The 15,276-nt window shown below is 60.3% G+C and carries 14 protein-coding genes; 9 read left to right on the top strand and 5 right to left on the bottom strand.

From position 1 onward, the window contains the following. Nucleotides 1–1,512, bottom strand: a 1,512-nt coding sequence (locus F8562_RS28450; protein ID WP_151891957.1) for a glycoside hydrolase family 18 protein, incomplete at its 3' end; no start/stop codon positions are given. 229 nt (nucleotides 1,513–1,741) lie between these two features. Next, complete coding sequence (gene fepB / locus F8562_RS28445; RefSeq protein WP_014837776.1) at nucleotides 1,742–2,701, bottom strand: Fe2+-enterobactin ABC transporter substrate-binding protein; 960 nt, start codon at nucleotides 2,699–2,701, stop codon at nucleotides 1,742–1,744. Between the two features lie 187 nt (nucleotides 2,702–2,888). On the opposite strand from fepB, the gene entC reads away from it, so the two are divergent. The 7 genes from entC (at nucleotide 2,889) to F8562_RS28405 (ending at nucleotide 10,581) form a co-directional block, all read left to right on the top strand. After that, nucleotides 2,889–4,064 (top strand): isochorismate synthase EntC, encoded by a 1,176-nt coding sequence (gene entC, locus F8562_RS28440; protein WP_014837777.1) that lies wholly within the window; start codon nucleotides 2,889–2,891, stop codon nucleotides 4,062–4,064. A 9-nt stretch (nucleotides 4,065–4,073) separates the two neighbouring features. After that, nucleotides 4,074–5,681 (top strand): (2,3-dihydroxybenzoyl)adenylate synthase EntE, encoded by a 1,608-nt coding sequence (entE, locus tag F8562_RS28435; RefSeq protein ID WP_014837778.1) that lies wholly within the window; start codon nucleotides 4,074–4,076, stop codon nucleotides 5,679–5,681. A 13-nt stretch (nucleotides 5,682–5,694) separates the two neighbouring features. Continuing rightward, entirely contained in the window at nucleotides 5,695–6,546 is an 852-nt protein-coding gene (gene entB, locus F8562_RS28430; protein ID WP_014228361.1) for an enterobactin biosynthesis bifunctional isochorismatase/aryl carrier protein EntB, read from the top strand. After that, nucleotides 6,546–7,301: a 2,3-dihydro-2,3-dihydroxybenzoate dehydrogenase EntA gene (gene entA, locus F8562_RS28425; RefSeq protein ID WP_014837779.1), complete on the top strand. Its 756-nt coding sequence runs from the start codon at nucleotides 6,546–6,548 to the stop codon at nucleotides 7,299–7,301. Before entB ends, entA begins: the two co-directional genes overlap by 1 nt. Next, entirely contained in the window at nucleotides 7,302–7,715 is a 414-nt protein-coding gene (gene entH / locus F8562_RS28420; protein WP_004848685.1) for a proofreading thioesterase EntH, read from the top strand. A 507-nt stretch (nucleotides 7,716–8,222) separates the two neighbouring features. Next, nucleotides 8,223–10,328, top strand: coding sequence for a pyruvate/proton symporter CstA (cstA, locus tag F8562_RS28410; protein ID WP_025108508.1), 2,106 nt, complete (start codon nucleotides 8,223–8,225; stop codon nucleotides 10,326–10,328). 55 nt (nucleotides 10,329–10,383) lie between these two features. Beyond that, complete coding sequence (locus F8562_RS28405; protein ID WP_004130340.1) at nucleotides 10,384–10,581, top strand: YbdD/YjiX family protein; 198 nt, start codon at nucleotides 10,384–10,386, stop codon at nucleotides 10,579–10,581. Here the strand turns inward: F8562_RS28405 and F8562_RS28400 are convergent. The 3 genes from F8562_RS28400 to F8562_RS28390 form a co-directional block, all read right to left on the bottom strand. Further along, complete coding sequence (locus F8562_RS28400) at nucleotides 10,578–10,982, bottom strand: helix-turn-helix domain-containing protein (RefSeq protein WP_032718732.1); 405 nt, start codon at nucleotides 10,980–10,982, stop codon at nucleotides 10,578–10,580. The two genes, F8562_RS28405 and F8562_RS28400, sit on opposite strands and share 4 nt — an antisense overlap. Continuing rightward, nucleotides 10,963–11,256, bottom strand: a complete 294-nt coding sequence (locus F8562_RS28395) for a type II toxin-antitoxin system RelE family toxin (protein ID WP_071889099.1) — start codon at nucleotides 11,254–11,256, stop codon at nucleotides 10,963–10,965. The genes F8562_RS28400 and F8562_RS28395 overlap by 20 nt, the downstream gene beginning before the upstream one ends. A 186-nt stretch (nucleotides 11,257–11,442) precedes the next feature. Then, the gene (locus tag F8562_RS28390; RefSeq protein WP_014837783.1) at nucleotides 11,443–12,531 is read right to left on the bottom strand and encodes an oxidoreductase; all 1,089 of its coding nucleotides are present in this window, start codon (nucleotides 12,529–12,531) and stop codon (nucleotides 11,443–11,445) included. 160 nt (nucleotides 12,532–12,691) lie between these two features. Here F8562_RS28390 and F8562_RS28385 point away from each other — a divergent pair, with 160 nt between their 5' ends. Next, nucleotides 12,692–14,194: a sugar ABC transporter ATP-binding protein gene (locus F8562_RS28385; protein ID WP_014228366.1), complete on the top strand. Its 1,503-nt coding sequence runs from the start codon at nucleotides 12,692–12,694 to the stop codon at nucleotides 14,192–14,194. After that, the gene (locus tag F8562_RS28380) at nucleotides 14,191–15,189 is read left to right on the top strand and encodes an ABC transporter permease (protein ID WP_014837784.1); all 999 of its coding nucleotides are present in this window, start codon (nucleotides 14,191–14,193) and stop codon (nucleotides 15,187–15,189) included. The genes F8562_RS28385 and F8562_RS28380 overlap by 4 nt, the downstream gene beginning before the upstream one ends. The last annotated feature ends 87 nt before the right edge of the window (nucleotides 15,190–15,276 follow it).

The raw sequence follows: 15,276 nt of genomic DNA, 5'->3' as shown, positions 1-15,276 counted from the left end.
ATCCGCCGGGTCGACGTTGATGCCTTCGAAATAGAACGGCTCCATATCGATAACTTCAGACGCCATTTCATAGCCCAGACCTTCACGGGCGGCGTTAACCAGCACGCCGTTGTCCTGGTCGATTGTCCAGGTGAACAGCGCGCCCAGGCCGAGGCTGGCGGCGTATTCGCCCTTGGCTTTCACCGTGCGCGGCGTATCCAGGGACATGAACAGTTTGCTGTCAGGGTTGTAGAGGTAGTCCGCGTCGGCAACCTTGTCGGTGTAGACGTTGAAGCCGTTACGGCCTTTCTGGTTTTCCAGATCCAGGTAGTTATAAATGATGTCGTACCATTCGGTGGTACCCGATTCGAAGGAGCCGACGGTGGTACCGGTGCCCGGGTTATAGGTGCCTTTCAGCGGGGACAGGGATTCCAGCTCCGCGTTGCGCTCGTTACGGGTGTAGGCAGCGTAACCAATGTTGATGCGCTCTGCCGGGAAGCCTTCGGACAGCAGATGGCCGACAACGGTATCCACCCCCCAGCCGCCTTCTTCCAGCGCCTTCAGGTTGGTGTGGTGGGTCACGCTCTCCGCCCACGGGGTACCGAAGAAGTCATAGGTCATGACGTTGATACCGTAAAGGCCCGCTTTCAGCAGCGCATTGACGTTGGAGTAGCCGAGCGTCTTGACCACTGCGGAGCTGGCAATGGAGATTTTGACGTTGCTCAGGCCTGCGGCGTCCAGCTGCTTACGCAGTTCGCCAATCAGCAGGGCGTAGTTCTCGCCGTCTTCCGGGCCGTACGGGTTGCCAGCGCCTTCGGCGTTCGGATATTCCCAGTCAATGTCCACTTCGCTGAACATCGGGAACTGCTTGAATAGTTTTACCACGCCTTTGGCAAAGACCTTACGCGAGGCGTCAGACGCGGCGGTTTCATGGAAACCGTTACTCATACTCCAGCCGCCGATGCTCATGGACAGCACCAGGTCGTGGCCCTGCTGCTTCGCTTTGGCCTGCAGATCGCGCAGGCCGCCGAGCAGGCCCTTAGTATTACTCTGGGTCACGGTCTTCGGATCGACATCCCAGCCGCTGACGGTATGGCCAACGTTAACGTAAGACTGGAAGTCGCCCCACGGGTCGAGGAAGGTGGGCTCGTACTTCACTTTTCCGCACTGATCGGCACCTTCGGCAACCACGTCGCGCCACAGGTTGTCTACTTTGTGGAAGCCGGTCACGCCGACGAAACCGACGATGATTTTGTCGTAGGCGGTAGGAGAAACGTTGGCCAGGTCGTAGCCGCGACCGCGGTTATCTTTTGAATCATCGCCCTGCAGACGACCATCGTACTGTGACCAGTCGGTGTAGTAGCCGAAGACTTTGGGTTTGGTGGTGGAAGCTTTGTATTTGTTATAGACCGGTTTAGCGACGCGAGCGGAGGTATAGCTGTATGCGCTCACTTCTGTTGCCGGGTTAAAGCCGTCTGCGGCGTTGCTGGTTTCGGTCAGCGTATCGCCCTTAATCAATTTGCTCGTTGCCACGTTAATTTCCTTCTGTGTTGAATGACCACCTCAAGCGGTGTGGGGCAGATAATCGGGCAACGCGGCGGCCGGGGCTAATCACAAATTAACACCTGAAACGATGATATTTCGGCTGATGGGCGATGAGGGTGATAAGGCGCTAAACGGTGAAAAAGCCTGTTATAACAACGCGATGATATATGAAATGAGGCGCGATGAGATCCCGGCGACCGACGCCGGGAAGCGTGGCTTATGCAAAGAGGGCCGCTAAGCGCTGCAGCACCAGCACGGCGCTGTAGTAATCCAGGCGGAAGGTTTCCGTCCCCAGCGGATAAACGCGTTTGCCTTCAACGGCGGGCAGATGCGCCAGCAGCGGGTTGGCGTTAATCGCGTCGGCATCCTTTTGGTCGCCGGCAAACAGGAACAGGCTCTGGCCGTTAAGTCCGGCGGCTAAGTTTTCCCCGCCCAGCTGCACGATATCATGACGTTTTCCCTGGCTCTGGCTGGCATGCAGCCCGCCGGGCAGGTCGGCGAGGGTAAAGCCCAGCTGCTCGAGCAGCTGTCCCTGAGCGGATTCTTTGGTCCAGATATTGGCGCTATGGGCCGCGGCGGTGTAGACCAGCGCGGTGACCGGCTGCGGCGGCAGCTTCATTTTCTCTTTCAGCGCCGCCAGCTTTTTATCAAACTCCGCGATTCTCTCCGCCGCCTGTTTTTCGTGGCCGGTAATCTCCCCCAGTTGGATCAGCAGGGCCTGCCAGCTTTTATCATCGTAGTTAATGATAAGCGTCGGGGCGATGGTGGAAAGCTGGTCGTAGAGCATCATCGCCGAATCGCCGCCGGTGGCGCTAATCAGAATGAGATCCGGCATTTGCGCCGCGACGGCCTCAGCGCTCGGTTCGCCAATATAGAGGCGCGACAGCTTGCGCGCTTTCGCCACATCGCTCCACTGGCGTAAAAATCCCTGACCGTCGGCGACGCGGTTATTGGGCGTCGTGGCCCCGCTGGCCACCACCGGCGCGTCAATCGCCAGCAGCGAGCCGGTCAGCGTCACGCTGGTGGAAACAATGCGTAGCGGCTGGCTTTCCAGCGTATGGGGTCCCCGGCTGTCGGTTATCTGACGCGGCCAGTCTGCCGCCAGCGCTGAGCTAATTCCGAAAATCGCCAGGCCGCTGGCGAGGAGGGTACGGCGGCAAAAGGTGGAGAAATTCACGTATTCGCATCCTGGTTAAGTAGTGATAAATGCTTCTCATTTTCAGCTGTGAGCGACGTCGATGCAAGCTTAAGTCGCACAACATGCTACCTGTACGGTTGACATAGCGCGCAATACCTTTTAGGTTACCCAACCAAAATATAAATGATAATTATTAGTAATATCTTTATCGTTTTTGGAGGATGATATGGAAACGTCTTTGGCTGAGGAAGTACGGGAGAAAAAAATGACTCTGCCGCCGGAAAGCTTCTTCTTTATGTCGCCGTACCGCAGCTTCACCACCGCTGGCTGCTTTAGTCGGTTTTCTCATCCTGCCGCCGATGGCGAAAATCTGGACGGGGAATTCCAGCGCAAAATGGCTGCCGCCTTTGCAGCGGCGCGGGCTGCCGGGATCGCTAAGCCGATAATGGTCGGCGCCATTCCGTTTGATACCAGCGAGGCGTCCGAGCTGTTTATACCCACAAGCTGGGAAACCTTCTCCCGACCAGAAAAGCAGCACTCCGCGCGCTATGCGTCCGGGCAGCAGCCGATGGACGTGGTGCAGCGCCGGGAGATCCCCGAACAGGACACCTTCATGGCGATGGTGGCGCGCGCGGCGGCCCTCACCGCGACGCCGGAAGTGGACAAAGTGGTCCTCTCGCGCCTGATTGATATCACCACCCGCGAACGGGTGGATAGCGGGGCGCTGCTCGAGCGCCTGATCGCCCAGAACCCGGCCAGCTATAACTTCCACGTGCCGCTCTCGGACGGCGGCGTGCTGCTGGGCGCCAGCCCGGAGCTGCTGCTGCGTAAAGAAGGCGCGCATTTCAGCTCTCTGCCGCTGGCCGGTTCGGCCCGTCGCCAGCCGGACGATGTGCTGGACCGCGAAGCGGGGCACAGGCTGCTGGCATCGGAAAAAGACCGCCACGAACATGAGCTGGTGACCCAGGCGATGAAGGCCGTATTAGCGCCGCGCAGCAGCGAACTCTCCCTGCCGGACTCTCCGCAGCTGATCACCACGCCGACCCTGTGGCATCTGGCGACGCAGATTCAGGGCGCCGCGCTGGCAAATGAGAACGCCATGTCGCTGGCCTGTCTGCTGCACCCGACGCCGGCGCTGAGCGGCTTCCCGCATCAGGCGGCGAAACGCCTGATTAACGAACTGGAGCCGTTCGACCGTCAGCTGTTCGGCGGCATCGTCGGCTGGTGCGATGATGAAGGCAACGGCGAGTGGGTGGTGACCATCCGCTGCGCGCGCCTGCAGCAGCGCACCCTGCGGCTATTTGCTGGCGCAGGTATCGTCCCGGCCTCTTCGCCGCTAGGCGAGTGGCGCGAAACCGGCGTCAAACTGACCACCATGCTGAACGTATTCGGCTTGCAATAAGGGACTATGATGATCGAATTTACCCGCTGGCCGGAAGAGTTTGCGGCCCGCTATCGGCAAAAAGGTTACTGGCACGATCTGCCGCTAACCCATCTGATTACCCGTCATGCGGAAAACGACGCTCCCGCGATTATCGACGGCGACAAAAGCTACAGCTACCGTGAATTCAACCGCCTGGTGGATAACCTCGCCTCCTCGCTGCAGCGTCAGGGCCTGAAGCGCGGCGAAACGGCGCTGGTACAGCTGGGCAACGTTGCGGAATTTTATATCACCTTCTTCGCGCTGCTGCGTATCGGCGTTGCGCCGGTCAACGCGCTGTTCAGCCACCAGCGTAGCGAGCTGAACGCCTACGCCGCGCAGATTGAACCCGCTTTGCTGATTGCCGACCGCGAACACGCGCTGTTTGCCGATGATGATTTTCTTAACGCTTTTGTCGCCCAGCATGCGTCGGTACGCGTGGCCCTGCTGCTGAACGACGGCGGCGAACGCAGCCTGGCGGCGGCCATCGCCCGGCCTGACGATAATTTCGTCGCGCATCCGACGCCCGCTGACGAAGTGGCCTTTTTCCAGCTCTCCGGCGGCAGCACCGGTACGCCGAAGCTCATTCCGCGTACTCATAACGACTACGAGTACAGCATTCGCCGCAGCAACCAGCTGTGCGGCGTAAGCGCCGAAACGCGCTACCTGAACGCGCTTCCCGCCGCCCACAACTACGCGATGAGCTCGCCGGGTTCACTCGGCGTCTTCCTCGCCGGCGGCGTGGTGGTGCTGGCGCACGACCCGAGCGCCAGCCTCTGCTTCCCGCTGATCGAAAAGCACCAGATTAACCTGACCTCGCTGGTTCCGCCGGCGGTAAGCCTGTGGTTACAGGAGATCCATGAGTCCGGCAGCAATGCCCGTCTGCAGTCGCTGCGGCTGCTGCAGGTAGGTGGGGCACGCCTGTCCGCGACCCTCGCCGCGCGTATTCCGGCGGAAATCGGCTGTCAGCTTCAGCAGGTCTTCGGCATGGCGGAGGGGCTGGTGAACTATACCCGCCTCAACGACAGCCCCGAGCGCATTATCAATACCCAGGGCTGCCCGATGTGTCCTGATGACGAAGTGTGGGTGGCCGATGCGCAGGGTAATCCGCTGCCGCGCGGCGAAGTCGGGCGCCTGATGACCCGTGGCCCTTATACCTTCCGCGGGTACTACAAGAGCCCGCAGCATAATGCCGAGGCCTTTGATGCCGATGGTTTCTACTGCTCTGGCGATCTGATCTCGATCGATGAAGATGGCTATATCACCGTGCAGGGACGGGAAAAAGATCAGATCAACCGCGGCGGCGAGAAGATCGCGGCGGAAGAGATCGAAAACCTGCTGCTGCGCCATCCGGCGGTGATCCACGTCGCGCTGGTCAGCATGGAAGATAGCCTGCTGGGGGAAAAGAGCTGCGCATATCTGGTGGTAAAAGAGCCTCTGCGCGCGGTGGCGGTACGCCGCTTCCTGCGGGAACAAGGGGTCGCAGAATTTAAACTGCCGGACCGCGTGGAGTGCGTTGATGCGCTGCCGCTGACGCCGGTGGGCAAAGTCGATAAAAAACAATTACGTCAGTGGCTGGCTGAACGCAAGCTGGGCTGAAGGAGAAGACAGAATGGCAATCCCAAAATTACAGGCTTACGCGCTGCCGGAAGCCAGCGATATCCCGGCGAACAAAGTGAACTGGGCATTTGAGCCGTCCCGTGCCGCGCTGTTGATCCACGATATGCAGGAGTATTTCCTTAACTTCTGGGGCGAAAACAGCGCGATGATGGAGAAAGTGGTGGCCAACATCGCCGCCCTGCGCGAGTTCTGCAAACAGAACCATATTCCGGTTTTTTACACCGCCCAGCCGAAAGAGCAGAGCGATGAAGACCGCGCGCTGCTGAACGACATGTGGGGGCCTGGCCTGACCCGTTCGCCGGAGCAGCAGCAGGTGATTGCCGCGCTTGCGCCGGACGACAACGATACCGTGCTGGTGAAGTGGCGCTACAGCGCGTTTCATCGCTCGCCGCTGGAGGAGATGCTGAAAGACGCGGGGCGCGATCAGCTAATCATCACCGGCGTATATGCCCATATCGGCTGCATGACCACTGCGACCGATGCGTTTATGCGCGATATTAAGCCGTTCTTCGTTGCCGACGCGCTGGCCGATTTCAGCCGCGAGGAGCACCTGATGGCGCTCAACTACGTGGCGGGTCGCTCCGGTCGAGTGGTGATGACCGAAGAGCTGCTGCCGCTGCCGGCATCGAAAGCGGCGCTGCGGGCGCTGGTGCTGCCGCTGCTGGATGAATCCGACGAACCGATGGATGACGAAAACCTGATCGACTACGGCCTGGATTCGGTACGCATGATGGCGCTCGCCGCCCGCTGGCGTAAAGTGCACGGCGATATCGACTTCGTGGTGCTGGCGAAAAATCCGACCATTGATGCCTGGTGGGCGCTGCTTTCCCGCGAGGTGAAATAATGAACGGGCTCGATTTTCACGGCCGGACCGTGTGGATCACCGGCGCGGGCAAGGGGATCGGCTACGCCACCGCCCTGGCGTTCGTTGAGGCCGGCGCGCAGGTAACCGGGTTTGATTTGGCGTTCGACGGCGAAAGCTACCCGTTCGCCACCGAGACGCTGGACGTTGCCGACGCGCAGCAGGTGGCGCAGACGTGCGGCCGCCTGCTGGCAGGGATCGCGCGGCTGGATGTGCTGGTCAATGCCGCCGGTATTTTGCGGATGGGGGCGACCGATGCGCTGAGCCAGGAAGACTGGCAGCAGACCTTTGCCGTTAACGTTGGCGGGGCGTTTAACCTGTTCCAGCAGACGATGGCGCAGTTCCGCCGCCAAAAAGGCGGGGCGATTGTGACCGTGGCGTCCGACGCTGCGCATACGCCGCGCATTGGCATGAGCGCCTACGGCGCGTCAAAGGCGGCGCTGAAGAGCCTGGCGCTGACCGTCGGGCTGGAGCTGGCGGGCAGCGGCGTACGCTGTAATCTGGTTTCTCCTGGCTCTACCGATACCGATATGCAGCGGACGCTGTGGGTGAGCGATGACGCTGAGCAGCAGCGCATTCGCGGCTTCGGCGAGCAGTTTAAGTTGGGCATTCCGCTGGGCAAAATCGCCCGCCCGCAGGAGATTGCCAATACCATTCTGTTCCTCGCCTCCGACCACGCCAGCCATATCACGCTGCAGGATATCGTGGTGGACGGCGGCTCGACGCTGGGGGCATAAATGGCCTGGAAACGTCAGCTGACGCTGGATGAACTCAACGCGACCAGCGTCAATACGATGGTGGCGCATCTGGGCATCGTTTATACCCGGCTTGAGGAGGGCGTGCTGGAAGCGGAAATGCCGGTCGACGCGCGAACCCATCAGCCGTTCGGGCTGCTGCACGGCGGCGCCTCCGCGGCGCTGGCGGAAACCCTGGGCTCGATGGCCGGGTGGCTGATGACCGAAGAGGGGCAGTGCGTAGTGGGGACCGAGCTCAACGCCACCCATCACCGGGCGGTCTCCAGCGGCAAAGTCCGCGGCGAATGCCGGGCGCTGCACCTGGGGCGTCAGGGCCAGAGCTGGGAAATTGCGGTGTTCGACGAGCGGGGACGACGCTGCTGTACCTGCCGTCTGGGCACGGCGGTCCTCGGCTGAGGCATAGCCTGTTCCCGGGTCGCGCTGCGCTTACCCGGGCTACGGGTAACGCGCCGTCTGTGGTTCCGGCCAACTCACCGTCGTCTGCGGTGTGCTTCCCCGGTGGCGCTGCGCTGACCGGGCTACGGGTTCACCGTCGTCTGCGGGCCGGTAGCCCGGGTAAGGCGTTTACGCCGCAACCCGGGGATACGCCGGGATGAATGCATCGGTGCGGCTTCTTCCCGGATCGCGCTGCGCTTACCCGGGCTACGGGTTCATCATCGTCTGCGGACCGGTAGCCCGGACAGGCGCGTCAAGCGCCGCCTCCGGGGAAGCAGGATGCGATGCAGTGAGAGATTATCCCTCCCCGTTTTCATCCATTTTCCTGCCAGAAGTGATCTCGCTTGCAATGTGAGATAAATCCTTGCCGTCAGGCGACATCTGCAACGTTTCAAAGTTGTTAAAACTTCCATTGTGTTCTAGAAACAACTTGTAACATCCTGATTACCCTACCTGTGGAACACAATGATGAATAATTCAGGGAAATACCTCATCTGGACACTGCTCTCCGTTATCGGAGCCTTTGCCCTGGGCTATATCGCGCTAAACCGGGGTGAACAGATTAACGCGCTGTGGATTGTCGTCGCGGCAGTCTGCGTCTATCTGATCGCCTATCGCTTTTACGGCCTGTATATCGCTAAAAACGTGCTGGCTGTCGACCCGACGCGCATGACTCCGGCGGTGCGTCACAACGACGGCCTCGACTACGTTCCAACCGACAAGAAAGTGCTGTTCGGTCACCATTTTGCGGCCATTGCCGGCGCGGGGCCGCTGGTTGGTCCGGTGCTGGCGGCGCAGATGGGCTATCTGCCGGGAATGATCTGGATCCTCGCGGGCGTGGTGCTGGCCGGAGCGGTACAGGACTTTATGGTGCTGTTCGTCTCCACCCGTCGCGACGGACGTTCGCTCGGCGAGCTGGTGAAAGAGGAGATGGGCCCGACCGCCGGGGTACTGGCGCTGGTGGCCTGCTTTATGATCATGGTGATTATCCTCGCGGTACTGGCGATGATCGTGGTGAAAGCGCTGACCCACAGCCCGTGGGGCACTTACACCGTGGCCTTTACCATCCCGCTGGCGATTTTCATGGGGATCTATATTCGCTATCTGCGCCCCGGGCGCATTGGCGAGGTGTCGGTGATTGGCCTGGTGATGCTGGTGTTCGCTATCATTTCCGGCGGCTGGGTGGCGGAAAGCCCGACCTGGGCGCCGTGGTTTGACTACACCGGCGTACAGCTCACCTGGATTCTGGTGGGCTACGGGTTTATCGCCGCGGTGCTGCCGGTCTGGCTGCTGCTGGCGCCTCGCGACTACCTCTCCACCTTCCTGAAAATCGGCACCATTGTCGGTCTGGCGATTGGTATTCTGATTATGCGCCCGACGCTGACGATGCCGGCGCTGACCAAATTTATCGATGGCACCGGGCCAGTATGGAGCGGCAGCCTGTTCCCGTTCTTGTTTATCACCATCGCCTGCGGCGCGGTTTCCGGCTTCCATGCCCTGATTGCCTCCGGCACGACGCCGAAGATGCTGGCTAATGAAGGCCAGGCCTGCTTTATCGGCTACGGCGGCATGCTGATGGAGTCCTTCGTGGCGATTATGGCGCTGGTGGCGGCCTGTATTATCGACCCGGGCGTCTACTTCGCGATGAACAGCCCAATGGCGGTGCTGGCCCCGGCGGGCGTGACCGATGTGGTGGCGTCGGCGGCGCAGGTGGTGAGCAGCTGGGGCTTTACCGTAACCCCGGATACGCTTAATCAGATTGCGAACGAAGTGGGGGAACAGTCGATTATCTCCCGTGCGGGCGGCGCGCCGACGCTGGCGGTGGGCATGGCCTATATTCTGCACGGTTCGCTGGGCGGCCTGATGGACGTCTCCTTCTGGTATCACTTCGCGATTCTGTTCGAGGCGCTGTTTATCCTGACCGCGGTGGATGCCGGCACGCGCGCGGCGCGCTTTATGCTGCAGGATCTGCTCGGGGTGATTAGCCCGGGCCTGAAGCAAACCAGCTCGCTGCCGGCGAACCTTCTCGCCACGGCGCTGTGCGTGCTGGCGTGGGGCTACTTCCTGCATCAGGGCGTGGTTGACCCGCTTGGCGGCATCAACACGCTGTGGCCGCTGTTTGGTATTGCCAACCAGATGCTGGCGGGGATGGCGCTGATGCTCTGCGCGGTGGTACTGTTTAAGATGAAGCGCCAGCGCTATGCCTGGGTTGCGCTGCTGCCGACCTCCTGGCTGCTGATCTGTACCCTGACCGCGGGCTGGCAGAAGTCGTTCAGCACCGATACCAAAGTGGGCTTCCTGGCGATTGCCAACAAGTTCCAGGCGATGATTGACAGCGGCAATATTCCGCCGCAGTACACCGAGTCGCAGCTGGCGCAGCTGGTATTTAACAACCGTCTGGATGCCGGGCTGACCATCTTCTTTATGGTGGTGGTGGTCGTGCTGGCGCTGTTCTCGATTAAGACCGCGCTGGCGGCGCTGAAAGAGGACAAACCGACGGCGAAAGAGACCCCTTACCAGGCGATGCCTGCTGATGCTGATAGCCTGGTGACCCAGGCGAAACGCGCCCACTAAGCCATGACGTTATCGCCCTCCTTTGCGAGAAGGGGGGCGATGATGGGAGTTGAAAATGTTTGATACCCTTTCGAAAGCCGGAAAATATTTAGGTCAGGCGGCGAAAATGATGATCGGCGTCCCGGATTACGACAACTACGTGGAGCACATCCGCGCGACCCATCCGGAACAAACGCCGATGACCTATGAAGAGTTTTTCCGCGAGCGTCAGGACGCGCGCTACGGCGGTAAAGGCGGCGCGAAGTGCTGTTAACCCTCTTTCGGCAGATACAGGCTGATCTGCTCCTGGGTGCAGCCGTATATTGCCGCCAGCTTTTCGCGGGTGCGCTTTTGCGGGCGGGAATCGATAGCTTCTAGCTGGGATACCGCCGACTGGCTAATCCCGAGCTTATTGGCCACCTCCTGCTGCGACAGGCCGCGCAAAATGCGCCAGGCCGCCTGCAGGCTGACTTTCTCTTTATCCATGATGTCGCAGACGTCACCCGGCAGCATCACGTTGTCGTAGATATCGTGTTCTACCGCAATATCTTCAAGATCGGCTTCCGTTTCATCATCCAGCTCGGCTAGCTGCAAACACATCTGGAAGTATTCGTCGTAGGGGATCACCGCGTACTGCGCTTTCCCTTCATCATCCTTAATTATCTGAACAGCCATATGGCATATTCTCCTCATGCAAATAGGTTGTTGAGGTTCTGCGCTTAACGGACACGATAAACAGGTCGCTCAGCGTCAGCCCCTGACGTGTGAAAATGACCCGATAATCCCCTACCCGAAGACGGTAATGATTCTCTGGTTTAGATAACTTTCTGACATCGGGCCGAGGAGCCGTACGGTCACCTAAATCAGCTAGCCTGCTTTTGATTCGCTGCTGATAGCGATAATCGGTATTTGCCAGTTCCTTTTTTGCCACTTTTGACCAGATGAGCATGCTATGTACCTCCACTGTACACCTCAGTTGAACATAAGAAAATAATAAGTTTATAAGATAAGTTTGTTATTTTCTTATGAGGGTACCCTAACGCAGAATCGTCTTCTGGCGAAGGCAGAAACATCGGCTTTGCGAGGCGGCTCGAAAGCGCCTCCGCCGGGCGGCAGAGGCGAATAAAACGGGGGATTAACCGGCGAAACGTTCGACCTTCTCAAACGCCGCGCGCAGGGTTTCGGCGTTCAGTTCAACCGGCAGAAAATGGATGGACTCCACCGGGCGCAGGGTATGGGCAATCACCTTATCCAGCTGTTCGCGGTTGTTGATGTCCACCTCCAGCGCCGCCAGCGTAGTCGGCAGATTAAAGCGCCGATACGCCTGCGCCAGCTGCGCCAGCACGTCGTCCTGGCCGAGCAGGGCGCTCTGGACCAGAATGCCGTAGGCGACTTTGGTCCCGTGAAGATACTTCTCGGTCTGCGGCAGTACCGTCAGCCCGTTGTGCACCGCGTGGGCGGCGGCGACGCGGGTATAGCGCTCGCCCAGCCCGCCGACCATACCGCCGCCGGCGATAACCGCATCCACCACGTCGCGAAACGTCTGGGTCAGCTCGCCGCGCTGCTGGTCGGCCAGCGCGGTTTCGCTGCTTTCCAGCAGCACATCGCGGATCGCCAGCGCGCCGTTGATACCCAGGCGCACGGTGAGCGGCAGCGTCTCCGGCTGCGGAGCCAGCACCACCGCTTCATACCATTTCGCCAGCGTATCGCCGATGCCCGCCAGCAGATATTCCGCCGGCGCGTTAAGAATAATGTGCGGCTCCACCAGCACCAGAAAGTTGGCGTCGTCGAAGATTTCAAACTGCAGCGCCTGACCGGCATCGTTATACCACACCGACAGCGGCGTCCACGCCGCGCAGGTGGCGGCGATGGTGGGGATGGCCACCACCGGCAGGCCGAGGCGACGGGCCAGCGCCTTCGCGGTATCGAGCAGCGCGCCGCCGCCCACGCCAATCACCACCGACCGATCGTCGCCGGATGCGCGGGCCAGCTCGCTGACGTCGCTTTCGCTGCAGTGGCCTTTAAATAATATTTTTTTGGCGCCAGGCGCGTTAAACGCTGCCGGCAGGAAAGCCTGCGCGCCCGCGATAGCCCGCTCGCCGTAAACCCACACCGCGCGTGAAAGCTGTTCTTCGCTGTAAAAATCCTGCAGCCGGGCAAGGCTGCCGGGATGGGAATAGTAGTTGGCGGGGCCGGGGACCACGCGGATATCGCTGTGACTCATCAATGCTGTCCTTGTGCTGTTTCGCTAACCCGATGTTATGTCTGGACATCCGGATGGCTAATATTATTTCGCTTTATCTTATGCCTTTTATGCATTTGTCAGTCAAGGACAGCTATGAAAAATTCGTTAAATCAGAACATTAATCGACAGGGTGCAGGGGATGACCGGCAATCGCCTTGAGATGCAAAATATTAGCCTGGCCTTTTCCGGCTTTCGGGCGCTCAGCAACGTGGCTTTCACCCTGACGGGGGGATCGGTGCATGCGCTGACCGGCGCCAACGGCGCGGGTAAGTCCACGCTCATGGCGGTGCTGTGCGGCACGCACGCCCATTACGAAGGCGAGGTGGTGATTAACAACCAGTCGGTAAGCATTCGCTCGCCGCGCGATGCCAAACAGCTGGGGATCCATCTGGTGCAGCAGGAGGTTGACGTGGCGCTGGTCCCGGGCCTGAGCATCGCGGAAAACATCATGCTCGACAGGCTGGCGGAGCCGGGGATCGCCTTCCGCTGGGGGCGGCTGCGCCAGCTGGCGCGCGAGGCGCTGGCTCAGCTTGACGTCAGCCTCGACGTACGCCGCTCCATCGACAGCTGTACGCTGGCGGAAAAACAGCAAATCCTGCTGGCCCGCGCGCTGTCGCATCACTGCCGCTTTCTTATCCTCGATGAACCGACCGCGCCGCTGGACCAAAACGAAAGCGAGCGCCTGTTTGCGGTGGTTCGCCGCCTGCAGCGGCAGGGCATTGGTATCGTGTTTATCTCGCACCGCATTCATGAATTAAAAGCGGTCTGCGACACCCTGACGGTGCTGCGCGACGGCCGGCTGATTGAGAGCGGGCCGATGGCCGACCTGAGCGGCGAGCAGATCGTCGAGAAGATGCTCGGGCATGAGCTGAGCGATATCTTTCCGCCGAAGCGGCCGCCGCATAGCGATGAGGTGCTGCTACAGGTTGAAGGGCTGCACGACGAAGGGCTGCTGCAGGATATCTCGTTGCGTCTGCGCAAGGGGGAGATTCTGGGGATCGCCGGACTGGCGGGCGCCGGGAAAACCGAGCTGTGTAAGGCGCTGTTTGGCGCCAGCAAAAGCCGTTTGACCCGCGGCGAACTGAACAGCCAGCCGTGGCGACCGCGTGACCCGGCGGACTCGGTGGCGCGCGGTCTGGCGCTGGTGCCGGAAGAGCGGCGCAAAGAGGGCATTTTTATCGAAGAGCCGGTGGCGATGAACCTGGCGGTCAGCGCCGATAGCAGCTTCTCCCGCTGGAGCCTGTTTGGCCATCGTCAGGCCTGGCGCTGGGCGGAAGAGGTGATCGCCCGGGTGGGCATTCGGACATCGGGTCCGGCGCAAACCCTGCGCCGTCTCTCCGGCGGCAATCAGCAAAAAGTGGCGATAGGCAAATGGCTGCGCGGCAACGCCAACGTACTGATTTTCGATGAGCCGACCAAAGGGGTCGACGTCAAAGCCAAAACGGATTTATTCAACGCGATCGACGGCCTGGCGCGGGAAGGCAAAGGGGTGATTTACGCCTCGGGCGAGTTCGCCGAACTGGTCGGCCTGTGCGATCGCATCTGCGTGCTGTGGGACGGGCGCATCGTGGCGGAAATTCCGGGCGCAGAGGCCCGGGAAGAGAACATTCTTTATTACTCCACCGGAGGAGCAGCAGCGTGAGTAAGGCCCTGGCAGTTAACGCGACGGTATCGGGCCGTCAGCGATTTTTCGATTTTCTCTACAAATGGGGCATGTTGCTGACCGTCGTCCTGCTGATCGCCGTTTTTGGCCTGGCGTCGGACAACTTCCTCGACCCGTTTAACATCATCAACATCCTGCGTTCCATCGCCATCGTGACGGTGATCGCCATCGGCGTATCGATATCGCTGACCATCGGCGGTTTCGATTTATCCGTGGGCTCCACCGCCTCGCTGGCCAATGCGCTGGTGATTTCGCTGTTTGTCTGGCACGGCTTCGGCACCACCGAGGCGATCCTTATCACCCTCGCGCTCTGCACCTTAGTGGGGCTGTTTAACGCGTTTCTGATCGTGATCCTGCGTATTCCCGACATGCTGGCGACGCTTGCCAGCCTGTTCGTGATTCAGGGCGTGGCGATGACCTACAGCTACGGCGGGTCGATCACCGAAAACATGGTGCTGCCGAGCGGCGATATGGCGGAAGGCGCGATTCCGGCGGCGTTCGGTTCGCTGGGGCAGGTGCCAACGATAGTGATCATTATGCTGGTGGTGACCGTTATCGCTCAGCTGGCGCTCTCTTTTACCACCCACGGACGGCGGATGTACGCCATCGGCGGCAACCCGGAAGCGGCGCGCCTCTCCGGCCTGCGCATCACCCGTTACAAAGTGGCGGCGTACGTCATCGCCTCTCTGCTGGCGGGCCTCGGCGGCATTCTGCTGGCGTCGCGCATCGGCTCATCGCAGGTGAACGCCGGCGGCGGCTACCTGATGGATGCGGTGGCGGCGGCGTGGATTGGCTTCTCGCTGGCCGGTTCCGGTAAGCCGAACGCGCTCGGTACGCTGGTGGGGGCGGTCATTTTAGGCGTGCTCTCCAACGGCCTGGTGATGCTCTCGGTGCCCTATTACGCGATGGACATTATTAAAGGGCTGGTGCTGGCTGGCGCGCTCGCACTGACTTATTTTCAGCGCCGTACCTAAAATTTTACCCGTCATTCTTCAAATTGCAGGTGTGTTGGCTGCGTTCACTCACCCGAATCACTTACTTATGTAAGCTCATCGGGATTC

The organism is Klebsiella sp. RCJ4 (genome assembly GCF_009025755.1).
Lineage (GTDB): Bacteria > Pseudomonadota > Gammaproteobacteria > Enterobacterales > Enterobacteriaceae > Klebsiella > Klebsiella michiganensis.
The sequence above is the reverse complement of the archived record's forward strand: the minus strand, read 5'-3'. Positions and strand labels throughout refer to the sequence as shown.